Source organism: Sphingobium sp. GW821-FHT02B05 (assembly GCF_059421905.1).
Window position 1 is genome coordinate 250,274 of the sequence record NZ_JBWKVW010000003.1, and the last position, 16,447, is coordinate 266,720.

Genomic DNA, 16,447 nt, shown 5'->3' on the forward strand with positions numbered 1-16,447 from the left:
CAAAGGATGGCGCGCCCTAGCAAAGCGACGGAAGCGATCAATACCCCCAAAGGCGTATTTTTGAAATTTCTTGTCGCCGATTTGGATTTTACAATCGCAATATTACGAAATTTGCAATCCATGTCATAAGCATTTGACGCTAATGGATTGTTTTTCGGCGACTTCAGCAGCATCGACCGCCATTTTTGCCGCCATAGCGGGCTTCCTGCCGGTCCCGAAAAAATTGCGTCCGGTTCATCGTCGGACGGTCGGGATGGTGCGCGGCCATGTGGCGCAGATAGGCGTCATAGTCGGGCAGGCCGACCATGAGTCGCGCCGTGCGCCGCGCGATATCCAGCCAGCCGGTCATTCCGCCGGCACCAGTTGCGAGGGGATTTCGCGCGCGGTGGGCGCGGCGATCCGCCGCGCGGCAAGGCAGGTCTTCACGGTGAAGAACAACAGCGCCAGCACGACCGCCAGGAACAGCGCGACCAGCGCCGCGTCGATACGGTCGTTGAAGATGATCCGCTGCATCTCCGCCATCGACTTGGCCGGGCTGAGCACGTCACCCGCCTGCGCCGCCGCGCCGAACTTGGCGGCATGGGCCAGGAAGCCGACCTTGGCATCGGCCGAAAAAAGTTTCAGCCAGCCCGCCGACAAAGTGCAGATCAGCAGCCAGGCGGTGGGGATCAGCGTGACCCAGGCGAAGCGGTCGCGCTTCATGCGGAAAAGGACGGCGGTGCCCAGCATCAGCGCGATCGCGGCCAGCATCTGGTTGGAAATGCCGAACACGGGCCAGAGCGTATTCACCCCGCCCAGCGGATCGGTGACGCCCTGATAGAGGAAAAAGCCCCAGGCCGCGACGGTCAGGCCGGTGGCCACGATGCCGGGGACATGGCTCTTTGTTTCTTTGAACGACGGCACCGCCAGCGCGATCAGATCCTGCAACATGAAGCGACCGGCGCGGGTGCCCGCGTCCACGGCTGTCAGGATGAACAGCGCCTCGAACAGGATCGCGAAATGATACCAGAAGGCCTTCATCGCGGGACCGCCCACCACATGGCTGAAGATTTCCGCCATCGCCACGGCCAGCGTCGGCGCGCCGCCCGCGCGGCTGATGATGCTATGTTCGCCGACATCCCTGGCGGTCTGGGCGATGAGGTCAGGCGAGATGGGGAAGCCCATGGCGGTGACGGCGGCCGATGCGCTGGCGGCGTCGGTGCCGATCAGCGCCGCGGGGCTGTTCATCGTGAAATAGATGCCGGGGTCCAGGATCGACGCGCCGACCAGCGCCATGATCGCCACGAACGCCTCCATCAGCATCGCGCCATAGCCGATCATCGGCGCATGGGCTTCGCTGGCGATCAGCTTGGGCGTGGTGCCGCTGGCGATGAGGGCGTGGAAGCCGGACACCGCGCCGCAGGCGATGGTGATGAACAGGAAGGGGAAGAGGCCGCCCGACCAGACCGGGCCGTTGCCGCCGACAAATTGCGTGACGGCGTGCATCTTGAGCGGCGGGGCCATGATGACGATGCCGATCGCGAGCGCGGCGATCGCCCCGATCTTGAGGAAGGTCGACAGATAGTCGCGCGGCGCCAGCAGCAGCCAGACCGGCAGGACGGAGGCGACCGCGCCATAGCCGATCAGGATCCAGCACAATTGCACGGGGGTGAAGGTGAAGGCCGGACCCCAGATCGGCGAAAGCGATACCGCCTGCCCATAGACGATCGCGGCAAGCAGGCCGATCAGGCCCAGGATCGACACTTCGCCGATGCGGCCGGGCCGGACCCAGCGGGTATAGGCGCCCATCGCCATGGCCAGCGGCACGGTGGCGGCGACGGTGAACATGCCCCAGGGGCTTTCGGCCAATGCCTTCACCACGATCAGCGCCAGGACGGCCAGGATGATGACCATGATCATGAAGGCGCCGAACAGGGCGATGGTGCCGGCGATTTGCCCCATTTCCATGCGGATGAGTTCGCCCAGCGACTTGCCGTCGCGGCGCATGGAAATGAACAGGACCATGAAATCCTGCACCGCGCCCGCCAGCACCACGCCAAAGATGATCCAGAGCGTACCGGGGAGATATCCCATCTGCGCTGCCAGCACTGGCCCCACCAGCGGGCCTGCGCCTGCGATCGCCGCGAAATGGTGGCCGAACAGGACCGTCTTGTCGGTTGCGACATAATCGAGGCCGTCGGCGCGGCGGATCGCCGGGGTGGGGCGCGCGGGGTCGAGCCGCATCACATGGCGGGCGATGTAGAGCGCATAATAGCGGTAGGCGACCAGGAAGCAGCTGACCGCCGCGACCACGATCCATAGCGCATTGACGGCCTCACCGCGCGACACCGCCACGACGGTCAGCGCCACCGCGCCGATGATCGCCGTCAAAATCCAAGGAATGTGCCGGGTCATGCCGCCTCGCCAATGATAGATTGTTTGTTCCGGGATGGACGCGCACCCTAAGCCGCTGGCTCCGAAAGACAACCGCCTACCTTTGGGGGAAGGCAGGGGGCGGGAACGGAAGCGCGTCGCCGCCCGTTCCCCCTGCTCCCATGGAGAGAAGCTTGCCCCGATGACGCTCGACCCCGCCACCTTCGACCCGCCGCCCGAAGCCAAGCAATTCTACGCCGACAGCCTGGCCGAGCTGGTCGCTTCGGACATCCCCTTCATGCTGTCGGGCACCTATGCGCTGGCTTGCCTGACCGGCATCGTGAGGCCGACCAAGGATCTGGACGTCTTCTGCAAGGCGGGCGACGCACCCCGTATCCTCGCCCATTTCAAGCATCTGGGCCATGAGGTGGAGTTCGAGGACGAACGCTGGATCGGCAAGGTCTGGAAAGACGGCCATTTCTTCGACGTCATCTACAATATCTCGTCGGCCAGCCTGCCGGTGACGGAGGAATGGTTTCGCGATAGCGCCCATGCCGACGTCTATGGCACCCGCGTGCGCATCACCCCGCCGACAGAATTCATCCTGTCGAAACTCTTCATCCAGGATCGCTATCGCTATGATGGCGCGGACGTCGCGCACATGATCCTGAAACAATATGAGGCGATCGATTGGCAGCGGCTGCTGGATGCGATGGAATTGCATTGGGAATTGCTGCTGATCGCGCTGCTCAATTTCCGCTTCATCTATCCGACCGAACGCCACTGCATCCCGCTCTGGCTGTTCGAGGAATTATTGGGGCGCTTGCAGACGCGCGCCGAATTGCCCGTGCCCAAGATTCGCGTCTGCCGGGGGCGGCTGCTGTCGCCGCGCGACTATCTGGTCGACATCACCGAATGGGGTTTCGCCGATGTCGTGGGCAAGGGACTGGAGGAAAGCCATGACCGCAACAAATGAAGGCAGCCTGACGATCGCCGCGATCGGCGACCTGCACGTGACCGACCAGTCGGAGCATAAATATCGCGATATGTTTGCCGAGATTTCGCAGAAGGCCGACGTGCTGGCGCTGTGCGGCGACCTCACTAATTTCGGCAAGACGCGCGAGGCCGAGATACTGGCCGAGGATCTGCACGCCTGCACCATTCCGGTCGTCGCGGTGCTGGGCAATCACGATCATGAATGTGGCCAGCCCGAAGAGGTCGCCCGTATTCTGCACGGCGCGGGCGTCACCGTGCTGGACGAACAGGCGGTGGAGATAAAGGGCGTCGGCTTTGCGGGCGTGAAGGGCTTCGTCGGTGGCTTTGGCCGGGGCGAACTGGGCGCGTTCGGCGAAAGCGCGATCAAGGGCTTCGTCGAGGAATCGATCAACGAGGCGCGCAAGCTGGAAAATGCCCTGCGATCGCTACGCACCGACCGGGTCGTCGCGGTGCTGCATTATGCACCGATTCAGGAGACGGTGATGGGCGAACCGCCCGAGATTTTCCCGTTCCTGGGTTCATCCCGACTGGCAGACGCGATCGATCGGTTCGACAATGTGCGCTTCGCCGTCCACGGCCATGCCCATCGCGGCGCGTTCGAAGGCAAGACACCGCGCGGCGTGCCCGTCTATAATTGCGCGCAGTTCGTGGTGTCGCAAAAGTTCGACCGCCCCTATGCGCTGATCGCTGTCTAGGGACGTCGGCGAAACGGCCAGTCGGTAACGCCGCTGGCCCATAGCGCCCACCAGATGATGACCGGCTGCAACGCCAGACGCGGGCCATGATACCACCAGCTCAGATGCGTACCGCCCAAGGGGATGTCGTTCAGCGCATGGTTGATGTTCGCCGGCCACACGCACAGCGCGTAAAGCGCCAGCCCGATGCCGGCCGCATGTCGCAGACGCGGGATCATCAGCCCGGTCGCGCCGGCCAGTTCCGCAACTCCGGTCAGCGCCACGACCATGTCGGGCGCTGGCACCCAATGCGGCGTGATCGCCAGGAAGCCGGCCGGTCGCGTCAGATGGGCGATGCCCGCCACCAGATAGGCCGCGGCCAGCAGGCAGCGGGCGATCGTCCGTCCGTGCGACGCCATCAATGCATCACGTCGATTTCCAGCTCGCCTTCATCCTGCCCGTCCCAATAATGGGCGCGCTCGGCATGGACATGGATCATCACCAGGCCGGGGGTATCGACGCCATCTGCGAACCATAGTTCCAGATCCGGGCTCCAATGGTCGGCAAACAGATTGCGGTCGCGAACCAGATCCGCGCGACCCTCCAGCGCGATGAACAGAGGGCGCTGGCCGAACAGGCCGCTCTTGCCGTGGAAGGACAGGCTGACGCGCGGATCGCGCTCGATATCGCGCACCATCAGCGTATCTTCGGTGGTGAAGTAGAAACTGTCGCCGCCATGGGCGACATCCTGGTTATTGCTCATCGGCCGGGCGCCGATATGGCCGTCCTCCGTATGGGTCGACAGCATCGCGAAATCGATATGCTGCATCTTCTCGGCCAGACTGGCTATGGTGTGCTGCATGGGCCTCACTCCTTTCCTCGATGGAGTCCCAACGCAGCATGGGGCGATTTAGGTTCCCGGATGGATCGACACGGGCAGGATAGGAACATATAAGGAACAAAATCGACATGATTCGGGAAGCATCATCATGGGACGCCGGGTCGCACCTGCCTATCGCCTGTTCTTCGCGGTAAAACCGCCGCCGGTGGTCGCGCGCCAGATCGACCATTATGCGGAGATATTGGCGGGCGGGCAGGCGCGCATATTGCCCGACCATCAGCATGTGACGCTGGGCATATCCGCCGATGTGCCGGCTTATCCCCAGGGATTGATCGACAGGCTGGGCAGCGTGGCATCGCGGATCATGGCCGATCCGTTCGACCTGCTGCTCGACCGGTTGAGCTATGGTCAGCAGTCGGCGGCGCTGCGACCGTCACGCAGCAATTTAGGCTTGGCGCGGTTGCAGCGGCAGGTGGCCGATGCGCTGAAACGATCGGCGACCCCCGCGCGGGACGGCTGGACGTTCAGTCCGCATCAGACGCTTTTCTATCGCGACGGTCCGCCCGGTCAGCGCCGCATCGACGGTTTTGGCTGGCGCGTGGAGGAACTGGTGCTGGTGTGCAGCCATGTCGGCCGCACCCGGCATGAGACGGTCGGCACATGGAAGCTACATGGCGACGCGCAATATAGGTTGTTTTGAAGGGCGGGAGCGAGAAAGGGCCTCCGCCGGTATCTCCCACATTCCCAACGTCCGTTCGCCCTGAGCGACGTCTATAGGCAGTGCTGAGCGGAGGCGAAGCACTGGACCAGGCTATGCTCAACCGGGGCTTCGACAGGCTCAGCCTAAAAGGATGTTGGATGCCCGCTTTTGCCCGACCCAACCCACACTCACCGCTTGCGCACGAACTCCGCGCGCAGGACGAGGCCCTTGATCCCGTCATAGCGGCAGTCGATCTCCTGCGAGTCGCCGGTCAGGCGAATGGATTTGATGAGCGTGCCGCGCTTCAATGTCTGGCCCGCGCCCTTGACGGTCAGATCCTTGATCAGCGCCACCTGATCGCCGTCAGCCAGCAGGTTGCCGACCGAATCGCGCACCTCCACGGCCTCTGACGCATCCGGCCGCGCGGCGGCGTCGGCGGCGCTGATCCATTCGCCGCTAGCTTCGTCATAAATATAATCGTCGTCGGCCATGGCGGCTTATCCCTGGCTCACGCTTTCCAGAACCGCAGCGCGCAGTTCGGGGATGCCCATGCCCTTTTCGCTCGACGTCGCGATGATGTCGGGATGGGCGGCCGGGCGCTTGCGGATCGCGTCGGCGGTCTGCTGCGTCACGGCGGCCAGTTCGCTGGCCTTGATCTTGTCGCTCTTGGTCAGGATGATGCGATAGCTCACCGCCGCACCATCCAGCATGTCGAGCATGTCGGTATCGACATCCTTGATGCCGTGGCGGCTGTCGATCAGCACCAGCGCGCGCTTCAATGCCGCGCGCCCGCGCAGATAGTCGTTCACCAGGAACTTCCATTTGCGCACGATGTCCTTGGGTGCCTTGGCATAGCCGTAGCCGGGCATGTCGACCAGGCGGCAGCGCAGCGGTTCGCCCACGTCGAAGAAGTTCAGTTCCTGCGTGCGGCCCGGCGTGTTGGATGTGCGGGCCAGGCCATTGCGGTTGGTCAGTGCGTTCAGCAGCGACGATTTGCCCACATTGGACCGGCCGGCAAAGGCGACTTCATTCACCGCCATGTCCGGCAGGAAATCCAGCGTCGGGGCGGATTTGAGGAAGGCGATGGGGCCGGAAAAGACCTTGCGGGCTTCCTCGATCAGGGCGGTGTTTTCTTCTTCTGTCATTCCACACTCCGTTCGGTTCGAGCTTGTCGAGAACCGTTGGCACCCGTTTCTCGACAAGCTCGAAACGAACGGGCGTGGTGCCGCGATTTACTTCGCCGTCGCGGGGGCAGGGACCGGGTGCTTGCGATAAAGCCACCATTGCTGCGCCATCGACAGGCAGTTGTTGGTAATCCAGTACACCAGCAGGCCGGCCGCGAACGGTGCCATGATGAACATCATCATCCACGGCATGATCGAGAAGATCTGCTGCTGCATCGGGTCCATCTGGGCCGGGTTCAGCTTGAACTGGAAGTACATGCTGATGCCCAGCAGCAGCGCCAGCACACCGATCGCCAGGAAGGAGGGCGGAGTGAAGGGCAGCAGGCCGAACAGGTTGAGGATATGCAGCGGGTCGGGCGCGGACAGATCCTTGATCCACAGCACGAAGGGCTGGTGACGCATTTCGATCGTCAGCTGCAACACCTTGTACAGTGCGAAGAAGATCGGAATCTGGATGAAGATGGGCAGGCAGCCGGCGAGCGGGTTCACCTTCTCCTGCTTGTACAGCTCCATCATCTTCATCTGAAGCTGCTGCTTGTCGTCCTTATATTTTTCCTGGAGCAGCTTCATCTTGGGTTGCACCGCGCGCATCGCCGCCATGCTGGCGAACTGGCGCTGGGCGACCGGGAACATGAGTGCGCGCACGCAGAAGGTCAGGCAGATGATCGCGACGCCGAAATTGCCGAGCGTTTCGAACAGCCAGTGGAGTAGCGCGAAGATCGGCTGTTCGAACCAGTAGAACCAGCCCCAGTCGATCGCCCGGTCGAACAAAGGCACGCCGGCACGCTCATAGGCTTGCAGCGTCTTGACTTCCTTGGCGCCCACGAACAGGCGGATGGACTGGGTCGCGGCCTTGCCGGGCGCGAGCATGGTGGAGCCCAGCGCGGCGTCGGCCTGATATTGCGTGCCAGCGCCCTTGCGGAACTGACCGGCGAAGTCGGCGTCGGTGGCCGGGACCAGCGCGGACAGCCAATATTTGTCGGTGAAGCCGATCCAGCCGCCCTTGGACTGGAAGCTCTGGGTCGACGGCCCCTTGTCCAGATCCTTGTAATTCACGTCATAATTGGCGGCGCCGTTGAACACGCCCATGGGGCCGACATGGATGGTCCAGGTGTCGGGGTCCTTGGGGATGCCGTTGCGGCTGATATAGCTGTAGGGCTTCACGCCGACCGCGCCCGCGCCGGTGTTCGACACCTTCTGCGCGGCGGAGATCATGTAGTTTTCATCCACCGACAGGCGGATTTCGAAGGTCTGGCCAGCGCCGTTGTTCCAGGTCAGGGTAACGGGGCTGGTCGGCGTAAGGACGCTGCCCTGCGCGGTCCAGACCGTGTCCTTCGTCGGCGTCCTGAGGCCTTCGCCCTGCCAGCCGAAGCCGGCGAAATAGGCGTCGGCCGTGCCGCTGGGGCTGTAAAGGCGGACGGCGGGCGAATCCTTGGCGATCGTCTCGCTGTAGGTCGGCAGCACGATATCGTCGATGCGTGCGCCCTTCAGGTTGATGGAGCCGGTCAGCTTGGGCGTGCGGATCGGCACGCGCGGGCTTTCCTTCAGCACGATCGCGCGATCGCGAATCACGGCCGAGCCGTCGGCCGTGTCGGTGCCGGGGGCGGCGACCGGGGTCGTCTTGCCGCCTTCGATCTTCGTTACGGGCGGATTGGCCGCCGGGAACACATAATGCGAGACATAGGGCCAGCCGAACAGGATCGCTGCGGTCAGCAGCACCGCCAGAATGATATTCTTCTTGTCGTCCACGCTTTTGCGCTCCGCCGTCTTATGTCTGTTATGTCAGGGAACCGGATCGTAGCCCGATCCGCCCCATGGGTGGCATCGCATTAGCCGCTTGAACCCCAGCCAGCTACCCTTGATCGCGCCATATTTGCGGATCGCCTGAATCGTATATTCCGAACAGGATGGGGCGTAACGGCAGGTGGGGGGCAGGATGCGGGAAGGGCCGACCTGCCAGAAGCGCGCGATCAGGATCAGCAGGCGGGCGATCACGCCCCATTGTCCTGCCTGGCGGTCTGCGTCTGCTTGTCGCGGGACGGCCGGCCCCGGCCCCTGGCCTTGCCGCCCGCGCGCCACGGATCGCGCGGCGGGTCGATCGGGCGGGCCATGATCTTGCCCAGCGCCTTGCCCAGTTCGGCATGCAGCAGGCTGAAATCGCGCTCTATGCCGCCATCCCGGCCGATCAGCACATGATCCGCCCCGGCGATGCCGTGCAGCGGCAGCAATTCGCGCGCCAGCACGCGAAAACGGCGCTTCATCCTGTTGCGAATGACAGCGCCGCCTACTTTCTTGGTCACCGTGATGCCATAACGCATCGCCGGATCGCCGTCGCCACGCTCACGCACCAGCAGGACAAAGCCCGGCATCGGTGCGCGGCGTCCGCGATTCGCCGCCAGAAAATCCGCGCGCCGGACCATCATGGCCGGCGCAGCAGCATTTTCGGGCGTTGAAATCAGGCGCTCAGGCTCTTGCGGCCGCGCGAACGGCGCGCGCGAATCACATTGCGGCCACCGGGGGTCGCCATGCGGGCGCGAAAACCGTGACGGCGCTTCCGAACCAGATTGCTCGGCTGAAAAGTGCGCTTCATCGTTCATTCCTCAAAGACAAATAGAGAATCAGGCGTGACAAAAAAGGGCCGCCAAATCAGCGGCCGCATGTTCAGGGGGCGTCCGATAGGCAAAAGGGGGGGGTAAGTCAATGGGCCGGGCGGCAAGAGTCCGTTCGTTTCGATCGAAGTCGAGAAACGCCGGCACCGCGCTTCCCGCTTCTCGACGCGCCCGAAGCGAACGGGCGTGGATTACTTGCCCCGCGCGCTCGCTACGCCGTCCTTGAGCGCGTCATAGCCCACTGCGCCGTTCAGCACCTGGCCACCGATCACGAAGGTCGGGGTGCCGCTGGCCTGCAATTTCTGGGCAAGCGCGATGTTGGACTGGATTTCCGAATCATATTTTGTCGAAGCGATCGCCGATTCGGCTTCCGACTTGGTCAGGCCCGCCTTGGCGGCCGCCGCCAGGATCGTCTCACGCGACACCTTGCCCGCGCCATAGAGCGCCCGGTGATAGGGCATATATTGCCCACGCTCGGCAGCGAGCAGCGACACCTTGGCCGCGTCGCTGCTGGCTTCCGACAGGATCGGCAGTTCGCGATAGACGATCTTCACCTTCGCGTCCGAACCGACCAGCCTGGCCAGATCGGGGAGCGAGGCGCGGCAATAGCCGCAGGCATAGTCGAAAAATTCGACCACGGTGACGTCGGCATTGGCCGCACCTTCCCACGCGCCCGCATAGGGGGTTTCGAGCGTGCTGCGGCTGGCGTCGATGGTGCTCGACATGCGCTTGGCCTGCAACTTCTCCACCGCCTGCGGGATGATTTCGGGATGCTCCAATATATAGTCGTGCACGATCTTCTCGATCGCCGCCTTGTCGGTGGCGTTGACGCTGGCGGGCGCCTGCGCGGCCAGCGCGACGCCGGCAATGGCGGTCAGGGCGAGGGCGCCAAGGGTCATCTGTATGGTCCTGTTGGAAAGGGCCGCGCGAAAGCTGGGCCGGGTCTGATCTGTCATATCTATCTTTTCTTGCGCTGCTGTTCGATCGCGGCGCGGGAAGTCATCGCGATATCCTGCGCCCGCAGATAGTCAACCGTGCCGGCCTGCAATCCCTGCATCGCCGCGTCCGCGCTGCGCAACGCCATGGGATGCTGGCCCATCATCGCATAGCGTTCCGCCGTCGCCAGTGCGGCGCGCGGCGTGTCGCCGCGCCGTTCATAGACGACACCCAGCTGATACCAGGCAAAGGGATTTTCCCGGTCGCGCTGGACGGCCAGGCGCAATACCTGTTCGGCCTCGGCGAAATTGCTTTCATCCTCCGTCGCGATCAGCGCGTGGGAAAGCAACACGGATATAAGGGGCTGGTTGGTGATCTTCACCGCCTCGCGCAGTGGCGCGACGGCATCCCTGGGCCGACCGCTTTCCAGCAATATCTGGCCCTTCAGCTCCAGAAAATAGGGGTCGTGCGGCGCGGCGGCGAGCAGCGCATCGGCCTCCTCCAACGCCTTTTGCGGATAGGCGCTCTTATGCCAGGCATAGGCCCTGGCATAATGGGCGGGCAGCGACTGGTCGCTTTCGGGATATTTCTGCAATGTCTGGGTCGGTTCGGATACGAAGCCGATCAGCTTAGCCTTGATCCGCTCGAACCGCGCCTCCAGCGCCTTGTCGGGCGGCCGGTCCCAGGCGGGATCGACCGTATAGACTTCACGCAGCACATTGATGCGCTCGCCCGACAGCGGGTGGGTGCGACCGTAACTATTGTCCTGCGGGATCGCGAGGCGATATTCCTGATTTTGCAGCTTCTTGAAAAATTCCAGGCTGCCCTTGCCGCTCACCCCCGCCTTCGACAGATAGCGTGCGCCGGCCAGATCGGCGGAGCTTTCCTGCCCGCGCGAAAAGGCCAGATATTTCGCCATGCCGACCTGCTGGCCCAGTCCCATCAGGCCCATGCCCGCTTCCGCCCCGCCTGCCGCGATCGCCGCCGCGCCCAGCACCAGGCTCAATATGGTGACGCTGGTGGCTTCCTTGATGCCTTCGCCCGACCGGATGACATGGCCGCCCTCGATATGGCCCAGTTCGTGCGCCACGACGCCCTGCAACTGGTTCACATTGTCGGCCTGGGCGATCAGCCCGCTATGCACCCAGACATATTGGCCGCCCGCGACGAAGGCGTTGATCTCCGGGTCGTTGATGACCATGACCTGGACGTTTTTCGGCTCCATGCCGGCCGCCTTCACCAGCTGGCCCGACATGTCGGCCATGAAGGATTCGGTTTCGGCGTCGCGCAATATCTGCTGCGCCATCGCCGGGCGCGCCATCAACGCGAGCGATGCCAGCAGGACGGCGATGAGCTGAAAAAGACGGGTCATCGGGCGCAGGCGATGCCAAGCGCGCCCTGAACCTGCCGTGAAGCGCGGCGAAATGAAAAGCGCCGCTGCGCACCGGTGGAGACCGGAAGGGCAGCGGCGCTCGTTCATGACGCTTGGTGTCCGGGCTTACTGGCCGAAGGTGCGCTGCCACCAGCCACGGCGCGGCTCGCCATTATCGCCTTCGCCTTCTTCGCCGGCAGCGGCGGTTTCAGCGACAGGCGCATCCGGCGCGGCGTCGACGACGGCCGGCGCGGCTTCCGCCTCGACCTCGGCCGCGACCACCTTCTTGCGGCGCGTCCGCTTGGGCTTGGCCGGTGCCTCGTCGGCGGCGGCCTCTTCCACGACCGGCGCCGCCTCGACTGCGGGCGCCTGGGCAGCCACATCCGCCTTCTTGCGGCGGGTCCGCTTGGGCTTGGCCGGCGCTTCCTCGGCGGCGACTTCGACCGGGGCTTCGGCAGGGGCCTCGACCGGTGCGGCCGGCGCTTCGGCCTCGGCCACGGCGGGTTCAGCCTCTACCTTCTTGCGGGCGCGCGGACGACGACGGGTCTTGGGCGCTTCCTCGGCCGGGGCTTCGGGTGCGACCTCGACCACGGGCTCGGCGACCTCTGCGACCGGCTCGGCCTCCACCGATTCGGCCTCGGCGGCTTCCGCTTCGGTCGATACGGCATCCTCGCCCCCTTCGCGACGGCGACGGCCACCACGACGACCGCGACGACCGCGACGGCGAGCGCCACCTTCTTCCTCGTCACCGGCGGCAGCGGCCTCGACGGGGGCTTGGGTCGCTTCGTCGACAGGCTCGGCGTCATCGGCTTCGCCATCGCCCTGCTCGGCGGCTTCCTCGCCGCCTTCGCCATGCTGATCGTCGCGCTGACCGCCACGACGGCGACGCCGACGCCGACGACGGCGGCCGCCATCGCGATCCTCGTCACCACGATCGCCACGCGGACTGCGGTCCTCACGCTCGGATTCCGCTTCGGCTTCGGCCTCCTCGACCTCTTCCTCTTCTTCCTCCTCGATGACGTCGAAATCGTCATCCTCTTCGGGCAGCGGCGCATAGGTCACGACGCGCTCGGGGCGGGGGCCGCTGGCCTCCACCGACATGCGGGCGCCCTCGACTTCGCCATCGGGCAGGACTTCGATCCGCACGCCATAGCGCTGCTCGATCTCGTCCAGTTCGGCGCGCTTGTTGTTGAGGACGTAGAAGGCCGCTTCCTGGCTGGCGCGCAGGGTGATGAGGCTGCCGCGACCACGGGCCGCTTCTTCCTCCAGCATGCGCAGCGCGCCCAGGCCCGCCGACGATGCGGTGCGGACCAGGCCGGTGCCTTCGCAATGCGGGCACTGGCGCGTCGATGCTTCCAGCACGCCGGTGCGCAGGCGCTGGCGGCTCATTTCCATCAGGCCAAAGCCCGAAATGCGGCCGACCTGAATACGGGCGCGATCGTCCTTCAGCGCCTCCTTCATCGCCTTCTCGACCTTACGGATGTTGGAGTTCACCTCCATGTCGATAAAGTCGATGACGACCAGTCCAGCCATGTCGCGCAGGCGCAGCTGACGCGCGATTTCGCGCGCGGCTTCCAGGTTGGTCGCGACGGCGGTCTGTTCGATGCCATGTTCGCGGGTCGACCGGCCGGAGTTGATGTCGATCGATACCAGCGCTTCGGTCGGGTTGATGACCAGATAGCCACCGGACTTGAGCTGTACGACGGGATTGTACATCGCCGCCAGCTGCTCCTCGACGCTGGCGCGCTGGAACAGCGACACCGGATCGGCATATTGCTTCACCCGCCGGGCATGGCTGGGCATCAGCAGGCGCATGAAGTCCTTGGCGGCCTTGTAGCCATGCTCGCCCTCGACGATCACTTCCTCGATATCCTTGTTGTAGATATCGCGGATCGCCCGCTTGATGAGGTCGCTGTCGTTGTGGATCAGCTCAGGCGCGGCGGCGCTCAGCGTCTTTTCGCGAATCTCGTCCCACAGGCGGGCGAGATAGTCGAAGTCGCGCTTGATCTCTGGCTTGGTGCGCTGGAGGCCGGCGGTGCGCACGATGCAGCCCATCGACGATGGCAGCGCCATTTCGGCGATGATGGTCTTCAACCGCTTGCGGTCCGCCGCGTTCGAAATCTTGCGCGAAATGCCGCCGCCATGGCTGGTGTTGGGCATCAGTACGCAATAGCGACCTGCCAGCGACAAATAGGTGGTCAGGGCCGCGCCCTTGTTTCCGCGCTCTTCCTTGACGACCTGGACCAGCAGCACCTGGCGGCGCTTGATGACGTCCTGGATCTTGTAGCGGCGACGCAGCGCCATGCGCTTGCGGCGCAGTTCGTCTGCGGCTTCGTCGCCACCCCGGCCACGACCGCGTCCACCGCCGCGGCGGCCGCCACGATCGGGGCTCGCTTCGCTGGTTTCGCCGCCTTCGGCCGGCTCGCCCTCTTCCTCATCGTCATGATGATGGCTGGCCTCGACATATTCGACGCCGCCTTCGGGCGCGACATGATCGGGATGATCATGGTCGTCGTCGTCATCGTCATAATCGGCGCGCAGCGCGGCTTCTTCTTCCGCATGGGCGCGTTCTTCGCGCAACAGCGCCTCGCGGTCCTCACGCGGGATCTGGTAATAATCCGGGTGGATTTCGCTGAAGGCCAGGAAGCCGTGGCGATTGCCGCCATAATCGACGAAGGCCGCCTGGAGCGAAGGCTCCACGCGGGTCACTTTGGCCAGATAGATATTGCCCTTGAGCTGCTTGTGCTCAGCGGATTCGAAGTCGAACTCCTCGATCCGGTTACCCTTGACGACCGCGACACGGGTTTCTTCCCGGTGGCGCGCATCGATCAGCATACGCATTGTCATGTAATAGTCTCCGGCGTGGGCGGGTCGCGACGCTGGGCCGCGACGCCACGCGATAGTGTAGGGACGGCCGGGCGCGCTCCGTTGAGGGCGCGGATGTCGGTGTCGTCCAGGTTTCAAAGGAAAAGTGCGCGTCTGCTGCGTCGGCAGGGCCGGACAATGTGCCGGGCCGGACCATCCACGCCGCTACGCCCGTTGCCGGGGTGAGCGTGGAATGGAAATCTTGCCTCATGCAGCGTCAACCTGTTCATATCATCGACGGGGGTGCGATCCCGCGACCGCCGATGCTTATCTCATTGCCCCAAAAGGCCCTCTGTTAAGGGCGGACCTGTCAGGAATATGGATGGGTAGCAGTCAAACATCCATGGAGCAACGCCTGCCTGAAATATTGTGACGCTCTTGCCACATTTTGCGCAGCCATTGTCGCGGGCCCGACTTTTCATGCTGAAGCGGTCGTTAACCGTCTCATTTTACGCGACTCACACCGCTGATGCTTAATCCGGAATTCAGCGTGGGGACGCTCAAGACGGAACATCGTCATGAAAATTGGCTGGACGGCCAAAGGCCGTGCGTTGCACAAGCAGCGCATGTTCCAGAGCCTTGCCCTGGCAGGCATGATTATTGCGGCTGCACCCGGAAGCGCGGGCGGCATCGCCGGCGTCGAAGTGCGGGACGACGATGTCGTCGTGCGATTCGATGGCCGGGTGGATGGCGCGTCGGCGTTCCTGCTGGATGCGCCGCGCCGCATCGCGCTCGATATCGACGGCGCGCAGATGGGCCGTTTTCAATTCGCGCCGGGCAGGGGCCATATCGCCTCGGTACGTCAGGGGCAGCTGAGCGACGGCACGGCGCGCGTGGTGCTGGACCTGTCGGCACCCGCGACGCTTGGCAATCCCAGGCTGGCGCAGGATGGCAAATCGCTCAGCTTCTCGCTCCAGGGCGTCAGCGACACGCGCTTTCGCAGCGAATTGGGCAAGGGGCGCACCCGGTTCGACGCGCCAGTCGATATGGCCGCCCGTCCGCAAAAGCGCATCCATTCCATCACCGTGCCGATCCCGGCCGCCGCGCGTGGCGTGGCCTTGCCGGCGGTCGAGGGCGCGCATGACGGCGCCCGCCCGCTGGTGGTCATCGACGCGGGTCATGGTGGCCATGATCCGGGCGCCATCAACAGGGAAAATGGCAGGCGCGAAAAGGACGTCACGCTGGCGATCGCCCAGGCGATTCGCGACCAGCTGGTCAAATCCGGCCGGGTGCGCGTGGCGCTGACGCGCGACGACGACAAGTTTCTGGTGTTGCAGGAACGCTATGGCATTGCGCGCAAGATGGGCGCGGACCTGTTCATTTCGATCCATGCCGACGCGGCGGAGAATACAGAGGCGCATGGCGCCACCGTCTATACCCTGTCCGAAACCGCGTCCGACCGCGAGGCGGCGCGGCTGGCGGCGCGGGAGAACAAGGCCGACATCATCAACGGCGTGAACCTTGGTGGCCAGTCGGGCGACGTGTCCTCGATCCTGATCGACCTGACGCAGCGCGAATCGATGAATATATCGGCCAGTTTCGCGCGCCTGCTCCAGCGGGAAGCCGCGCCCTATGTGCCCTTCCGCAGCGCCTATCACCGCTTCGCGTCGCTGATGGTGTTGAAGGCGCCCGACACGCCGTCGATCCTGTTCGAAACCGGCTATATCAGCAATGAAGCCGACAGCGCCTTCCTCGCCTCGCGCGAGGGGCAGGGCAAGATCGCTCGTGGCGTCGCTCGCGCGATCGAGGTGCATTTCGCCCGCAAGCTTGCCATGCGGGACGGCACGGCAGGCGGATAAACTGTCCTATCGGCGGGTCGTGCGCTATCATGGCGCCACTTTTCGATAGGATCGTGCGCGCGCAATAAAATGTCCGAATGTGCGGGAAATGTGCGAAGTTAAGGACAGGGGTGCCTGGT

17 protein-coding genes are annotated in these 16,447 nt (G+C 64.2%); 4 read left to right on the forward strand and 13 right to left on the reverse strand.

All coding sequences use genetic code 11. From position 1 onward, the window contains the following. Positions 1 to 163: 163 nt before the first annotated feature. Positions 164 to 349, reverse strand: a complete 186-nt coding sequence (locus tag AC07UX_RS13445) for a YbdD/YjiX family protein (RefSeq protein WP_495192508.1) — start codon at positions 347 to 349, stop codon at positions 164 to 166. Beyond that, a complete protein-coding gene (locus AC07UX_RS13450; protein WP_495192509.1) occupies positions 346 to 2,394 on the reverse strand; it encodes a carbon starvation CstA family protein in 2,049 nt (682 codons plus the stop codon). The genes AC07UX_RS13445 and AC07UX_RS13450 overlap by 4 nt, the downstream gene beginning before the upstream one ends. Before the next feature lie 160 nt (positions 2,395 to 2,554). Between AC07UX_RS13450 and AC07UX_RS13455 the strand changes: the two genes are divergently transcribed. Next, entirely contained in the window at positions 2,555 to 3,328 is a 774-nt protein-coding gene (locus AC07UX_RS13455; RefSeq protein WP_495192510.1) for a nucleotidyltransferase family protein, read from the forward strand. Further along, on the forward strand, positions 3,312 to 4,043 hold the full coding sequence (locus AC07UX_RS13460; protein ID WP_495192511.1) for a metallophosphoesterase family protein: 732 nt from the start codon (positions 3,312 to 3,314) through the stop codon (positions 4,041 to 4,043). Before AC07UX_RS13455 ends, AC07UX_RS13460 begins: the two co-directional genes overlap by 17 nt. Here AC07UX_RS13460 and AC07UX_RS13465 read toward each other — a convergent pair. Together AC07UX_RS13465 and AC07UX_RS13470 are read right to left on the reverse strand one after the other, a co-directional pair. Next, on the reverse strand, positions 4,040 to 4,441 hold the full coding sequence (locus tag AC07UX_RS13465; RefSeq protein ID WP_495192512.1) for a DoxX family protein: 402 nt from the start codon (positions 4,439 to 4,441) through the stop codon (positions 4,040 to 4,042). The genes AC07UX_RS13460 and AC07UX_RS13465 overlap by 4 nt on opposite strands. Further along, positions 4,441 to 4,884: a pyridoxamine 5'-phosphate oxidase family protein gene (locus AC07UX_RS13470; protein WP_495192513.1), complete on the reverse strand. Its 444-nt coding sequence runs from the start codon at positions 4,882 to 4,884 to the stop codon at positions 4,441 to 4,443. The genes AC07UX_RS13465 and AC07UX_RS13470 overlap by 1 nt, the downstream gene beginning before the upstream one ends. Positions 4,885 to 5,011: 127 nt before the next feature. Here AC07UX_RS13470 and AC07UX_RS13475 point away from each other — a divergent pair, with 127 nt between their 5' ends. Continuing rightward, entirely contained in the window at positions 5,012 to 5,563 is a 552-nt protein-coding gene (locus AC07UX_RS13475) for a 2'-5' RNA ligase family protein (RefSeq protein WP_495192514.1), read from the forward strand. Between the two features lie 188 nt (positions 5,564 to 5,751). Here AC07UX_RS13475 and AC07UX_RS13480 read toward each other — a convergent pair whose 3' ends face one another. The 9 genes from AC07UX_RS13480 to AC07UX_RS13520 form a co-directional block, all read right to left on the reverse strand. Then, positions 5,752 to 6,054 carry an alkylphosphonate utilization protein gene (locus AC07UX_RS13480; RefSeq protein ID WP_495192515.1) on the reverse strand — a complete coding sequence of 101 codons (303 nt, stop codon included), beginning with the start codon at positions 6,052 to 6,054 and terminating at the stop codon, positions 5,752 to 5,754. A 6-nt stretch (positions 6,055 to 6,060) separates the two neighbouring features. Then, positions 6,061 to 6,708: a ribosome biogenesis GTP-binding protein YihA/YsxC gene (gene yihA / locus AC07UX_RS13485; RefSeq protein ID WP_495192516.1), complete on the reverse strand. Its 648-nt coding sequence runs from the start codon at positions 6,706 to 6,708 to the stop codon at positions 6,061 to 6,063. An 87-nt stretch (positions 6,709 to 6,795) separates the two neighbouring features. After that, the gene (gene yidC, locus AC07UX_RS13490; RefSeq protein WP_495192517.1) at positions 6,796 to 8,496 is read right to left on the reverse strand and encodes a membrane protein insertase YidC; all 1,701 of its coding nucleotides are present in this window, start codon (positions 8,494 to 8,496) and stop codon (positions 6,796 to 6,798) included. Between the two features lie 33 nt (positions 8,497 to 8,529). After that, positions 8,530 to 8,742: a membrane protein insertion efficiency factor YidD gene (yidD, locus tag AC07UX_RS13495; protein WP_120251642.1), complete on the reverse strand. Its 213-nt coding sequence runs from the start codon at positions 8,740 to 8,742 to the stop codon at positions 8,530 to 8,532. Beyond that, complete coding sequence (rnpA, locus tag AC07UX_RS13500) at positions 8,739 to 9,167, reverse strand: ribonuclease P protein component (protein ID WP_495192643.1); 429 nt, start codon at positions 9,165 to 9,167, stop codon at positions 8,739 to 8,741. The genes yidD and rnpA overlap by 4 nt, the downstream gene beginning before the upstream one ends. A gap of 35 nt (positions 9,168 to 9,202) precedes the next feature. Beyond that, complete coding sequence (gene rpmH, locus AC07UX_RS13505) at positions 9,203 to 9,337, reverse strand: 50S ribosomal protein L34 (protein WP_021317369.1); 135 nt, start codon at positions 9,335 to 9,337, stop codon at positions 9,203 to 9,205. Between the two features lie 210 nt (positions 9,338 to 9,547). After that, positions 9,548 to 10,312 carry a DsbA family protein gene (locus AC07UX_RS13510; protein ID WP_495192518.1) on the reverse strand — a complete coding sequence of 255 codons (765 nt, stop codon included), beginning with the start codon at positions 10,310 to 10,312 and terminating at the stop codon, positions 9,548 to 9,550. 2 nt (positions 10,313 to 10,314) lie between these two features. After that, on the reverse strand, positions 10,315 to 11,664 hold the full coding sequence (locus AC07UX_RS13515; RefSeq protein ID WP_495192519.1) for a M48 family metalloprotease: 1,350 nt from the start codon (positions 11,662 to 11,664) through the stop codon (positions 10,315 to 10,317). Positions 11,665 to 11,790: 126 nt separating this feature from the next. Beyond that, positions 11,791 to 14,499: an Rne/Rng family ribonuclease gene (locus AC07UX_RS13520; protein ID WP_495192644.1), complete on the reverse strand. Its 2,709-nt coding sequence runs from the start codon at positions 14,497 to 14,499 to the stop codon at positions 11,791 to 11,793. Positions 14,500 to 15,047: 548 nt separating this feature from the next. Between AC07UX_RS13520 and AC07UX_RS13525 the strand changes: the two genes are divergently transcribed. Beyond that, positions 15,048 to 16,328 carry an N-acetylmuramoyl-L-alanine amidase gene (locus tag AC07UX_RS13525; protein ID WP_495192520.1) on the forward strand — a complete coding sequence of 427 codons (1,281 nt, stop codon included), beginning with the start codon at positions 15,048 to 15,050 and terminating at the stop codon, positions 16,326 to 16,328. The last annotated feature ends 119 nt before the right edge of the window (positions 16,329 to 16,447 follow it).

Excerpts from the sequence above, each read along its gene's own strand:
- AC07UX_RS13445 (WP_495192508.1), bottom strand. The coding sequence starts at position 349 with ATGACCGGCTGGCTGGATATCGCGCGGCGCACGGCGCGACTCATGGTC.
- AC07UX_RS13450 (WP_495192509.1), bottom strand. The coding sequence starts at position 2,394 with ATGACCCGGCACATTCCTTGGATTTTGACGGCGATCATCGGCGCGGTG.
- AC07UX_RS13455 (WP_495192510.1), top strand. The coding sequence starts at position 2,555 with ATGACGCTCGACCCCGCCACCTTCGACCCGCCGCCCGAAGCCAAGCAA.
- AC07UX_RS13460 (WP_495192511.1), top strand. The coding sequence starts at position 3,312 with ATGACCGCAACAAATGAAGGCAGCCTGACGATCGCCGCGATCGGCGAC.
- AC07UX_RS13465 (WP_495192512.1), bottom strand. The coding sequence starts at position 4,441 with ATGGCGTCGCACGGACGGACGATCGCCCGCTGCCTGCTGGCCGCGGCC.
- AC07UX_RS13470 (WP_495192513.1), bottom strand. The coding sequence starts at position 4,884 with ATGCAGCACACCATAGCCAGTCTGGCCGAGAAGATGCAGCATATCGAT.
- AC07UX_RS13475 (WP_495192514.1), top strand. The coding sequence starts at position 5,012 with ATGGGACGCCGGGTCGCACCTGCCTATCGCCTGTTCTTCGCGGTAAAA.
- AC07UX_RS13480 (WP_495192515.1), bottom strand. The coding sequence starts at position 6,054 with ATGGCCGACGACGATTATATTTATGACGAAGCTAGCGGCGAATGGATC.
- yihA (WP_495192516.1), bottom strand. The coding sequence starts at position 6,708 with ATGACAGAAGAAGAAAACACCGCCCTGATCGAGGAAGCCCGCAAGGTC.
- rnpA (WP_495192643.1), bottom strand. The coding sequence starts at position 9,167 with ATGGTCCGGCGCGCGGATTTTCTGGCGGCGAATCGCGGACGCCGCGCA.
- rpmH (WP_021317369.1), bottom strand. The coding sequence starts at position 9,337 with ATGAAGCGCACTTTTCAGCCGAGCAATCTGGTTCGGAAGCGCCGTCAC.
- AC07UX_RS13510 (WP_495192518.1), bottom strand. The coding sequence starts at position 10,312 with ATGACAGATCAGACCCGGCCCAGCTTTCGCGCGGCCCTTTCCAACAGG.
- AC07UX_RS13515 (WP_495192519.1), bottom strand. The coding sequence starts at position 11,664 with ATGACCCGTCTTTTTCAGCTCATCGCCGTCCTGCTGGCATCGCTCGCG.
- AC07UX_RS13520 (WP_495192644.1), bottom strand. The coding sequence starts at position 14,499 with ATGCTGATCGATGCGCGCCACCGGGAAGAAACCCGTGTCGCGGTCGTC.
- AC07UX_RS13525 (WP_495192520.1), top strand. The coding sequence starts at position 15,048 with ATGAAAATTGGCTGGACGGCCAAAGGCCGTGCGTTGCACAAGCAGCGC.